We start from the raw sequence: 3,326 nt of genomic DNA on the forward strand, positions 1-3,326 counted from the left end.
GCAGAATGGACTGATCGTCACAAACATGAGAGACCAGGTGTCCTGGGGGTTCTACATCTCAAACTTCACCTTCCTTGTAGGCGTGGCCGCTGCCGCTGTCCTCCTGGTCATACCGGCGTATCTGTATAACTTTAAACCGATAAAGGAAATCGTTCTGTTTGGCGAAATGATAGCCGTCACCGCATTAATTATGTGCATAATGTTCGTTGTCGTTGACCTGGGAAGACCACAACTTGCATGGCACATAATGTTATCGCCTAACTTCCCCAGTTCACTCCTGGTCTGGGACGTAATAGCGCTTAACGGTTACCTCGTTATAAACCTCACGGCCGTCTCCTACGTCCTCTACAGAGCGGCTCATGGTAAGGCGTACAGTATGTCCATTATGTGGCCTATCGTCCTGCTCTCTATACCCTGGGCTATCAGCATACACACGGTAACGGCATTCCTGTACAATGGCCTGTCATCACGTCCCTTCTGGAACGCATCCATCGTGGCGCCACGCTTTATCGCTTCTGCACTCTGCTCGGGGCCGGCCCTGATGATACTCATCTTTCAGGCAGCCAGAAAACTCTCAAAGATAGACGTTACCGATGCCGCCATATTTAAAATCGCTGAATTAATCGCATACGCCATGGGTCTCAACCTCTACCTGTTCGGCGCCGAAATATTCAAGGAGTTCTACTCGGACAGTATCCATCTCGCTCCCATGAAGTACCTCTTCTTCGGACTGCACGGGCATGATGTCCTGGTACCTTTTACATGGACGGCGGTTGCGTGTAATCTGACGGCGTTTTTCCTGTTTATAGACCCAAAGACCAGGAGAAACTTCCGCTTCTTAAACGTAGCCTGTGTACTGGTAATCGTTGGCGTCTACATAGAAAAAGGCATGGGCCTGATCATCCCCGGATTTGTCCCGGACACCCTCGGTGAGATTTACGACTACCTGCCCAACATCCTGGAAATCAAGGTAAGCGCAGGTATCTGGGCCATCGGTGCCTTGATCTACACATTTATGGTCAAGACCGCCATACCTATCTATGAAGGAGAGCTAACGCTTCTGCCAAAAGGGGCCACACCGGATATGTCAAAACTGCGCCACTAACGCACACACAGACCGCATTGGCAAAGCATCAATCCCACTCCCTGCTGAAACACCTGGCCTTTGCCAGCGGTGTTGCTCTGAGCTTCATCGTTTCGGTCATCGTTGGGCTGGTGCTCGGCATGGGGCTGGATAAGCTCTTTGGCTCTTCCCCGTATCTGACGATAGCATTTTTTTTCTTGGGGGTAATCTCCGGCTTTATCGAGGTCTTCAGGGTTGCCAGGAGACAGTTGGAGAGGGATGAATAGACTCTACCTGCTCTACGCCGTCTTGTTGCTTGTGGGTGCGACCATTGTATCGGCGTGGTGCAGCGGTAGGAGAATGTTTGTCAGCATCGCCGCAGGATGGCTCCTGGGTCTGGTAAACTACGCCCTGCTGAGGTGGAGCATCAGGAGACTTATCGCGGGACAGCGACACCAGATGTTTATAGCATCGTTAAACATGATGCGCCTGGGGCTTGTTTTTATTGCCCTTATAGTAGTATTATCTTTGAATATGGCAGACGTAACGGGTATATTTATCGGTTTTGCGCTGATCAACGTTGTGATCATGATTGATGGCTATATCAACAGGAGAGGACTTGAACAAGGGTAGCGCTATTAAGGGAAAGAAGACAAGACCCCATGTAAAATGGATTTTAGGGTTTATCGTGTTTGCTTTGGGGATGGGTTCTCTGGGCGGTTTTGTCTTCTGGACTCTGTCAGACCTGCCACGGATAAAGCAACTGGAAGAGTACTCACCACTGGAGTCCTCGCTGGTGTACTCCTCAGACAACGAGCTGCTGGCAGAGCTGTTTGTAGAGAGGCGCACGTTTGTGCCGTATTACAAGATACCGACGCACGTCAAAAACGCCTTCATCGCCGTAGAGGATAACCGATTCTATAAGCACAGGGGGATAGATTTTGTCCGGGTCTTTGGCGCCCTGATAGAGGATATCAAGGCCATGGGATTCGTCCAGGGGGGCAGCACTATCACACAACAACTTGCCAAGATGCTCTTTCTCAAACCCGACAGGAGTATCAGCAGAAAGGTCAAGGAGGCCGCCCTGTCCATCCAGATAGAGAGACATTACACAAAGGACGAAATCCTGGGCCTGTATCTCAATCAGGCCTACTTTGGCACCCGCGCCTATGGCATAGAGGCAGCGGCCTTCACCTACTTCGGTAAGACCACCGAAAGCCTCAGTATCGCCGAGGCTGCGCTGATGGCGGCCATCCCCAAGGCGCCGGCGGTGTATTCGCCGTTTAAGAATCCTCCAAAGGCGCTCAACAGGAGAAACTACGCAATCAGGAGGATGTACGAAAACGGCTTCATAACCAAAACACAGCACGATACGGCCTTAAAGGTCCCGCTGCCGACCCTGTACAACAGCAGACGGTACAAGGCGCCATACTTTATCGACTACATCCGCAACGAGCTGGAGGACAGGTACGGAGATAAGCTGTTTACAAGCGGTATAAAAATTCACACCACCCTCAATTACAGGCTCCAGACAATTGCGGAGACCGCCGTCACAAACGGCATCAATGCCATGGCCAAGCGCGGCAGAAAGAACGTCCAGGCCGCACTCATCGCCATAGAGTTAAACACGGGCGCCATCAAGGCAATGGTAGGCGGGACGGACTTCTGGAACACGCAGTTCAACCGGGTAACGCAGGCCAAGCGTCAACCGGGTTCGGCCTTCAAACCGATTGTCTATCTCACGGCGTTTAACCAGGGAATGACCCCAGATGACACTATCCTGGACGAGGAGATATCCTTCCCTGGAAGGACTAAGGCAGACGTCTGGGTACCCAGGAACTACAAGCGTGTCTACAACGGTGTTGTCACGTTGCGCTATGCCCTGTCGCAATCCTTAAATGCCGCCACCGTCTATCTTGGCAATAAGGTGGGGCTCAATAATGTGCTTGAAACTGCACAGCAACTTGGCATCAACACCAAGATACAGCCCTACATGCCATCGTGTCTGGGCGCCTCGGAATTGACCGTGATCGAGTTGGCCTATGCCTACTGTGCGATAGCCACGGGGAAGCGATTTGAAAACACCTCCATTGAAAGGATCGCAGACAGGGATGACATCACCTTGGACGAGTTCAGTTTAAACGGAGAGGATATCATTGATGATGACGTTGTAGATAGGATGCGGGACGTCCTTGGCGCTGTCGTGCAAGAGGGTACGGGTAGAAAGGCGCTGGTGTTAAACAGAACGGTATATGGCAAGACC

Annotated in this window: 4 protein-coding genes; all 4 read left to right on the forward strand. The window is 51.5% G+C overall.

Annotation, left to right across the window (positions count from 1 at the left end):
• Positions 1-1,105 (forward strand): sulfate reduction electron transfer complex DsrMKJOP subunit DsrP (dsrP, locus tag HWQ67_RS14965; RefSeq protein ID WP_218253495.1); only part of this gene is annotated, 1,105 nt, incomplete at its 5' end.
• Between the two features lie 17 nt (positions 1,106-1,122).
• Positions 1,123-1,350, forward strand: coding sequence for an AtpZ/AtpI family protein (locus HWQ67_RS14970; protein WP_218253496.1), 228 nt, complete (start codon positions 1,123-1,125; stop codon positions 1,348-1,350).
• Positions 1,343-1,696 carry an ATP synthase subunit I gene (locus HWQ67_RS14975; protein ID WP_218253497.1) on the forward strand — a complete coding sequence of 118 codons (354 nt, stop codon included), beginning with the start codon at positions 1,343-1,345 and terminating at the stop codon, positions 1,694-1,696. Before HWQ67_RS14970 ends, HWQ67_RS14975 begins: the two co-directional genes overlap by 8 nt.
• On the forward strand, positions 1,683-3,326 hold a 1,644-nt coding region (locus HWQ67_RS14980; RefSeq protein WP_218253498.1), incomplete at its 3' end, for a transglycosylase domain-containing protein. The genes HWQ67_RS14975 and HWQ67_RS14980, both read left to right, overlap by 14 nt.

Origin of the sequence: Candidatus Magnetobacterium casense, assembly GCF_019173545.1 — a bacterium.
In the GTDB taxonomy this organism is placed as follows: Bacteria; Nitrospirota; Thermodesulfovibrionia; order Thermodesulfovibrionales; family Magnetobacteriaceae; genus Magnetobacterium; species Magnetobacterium cryptolimnobacter.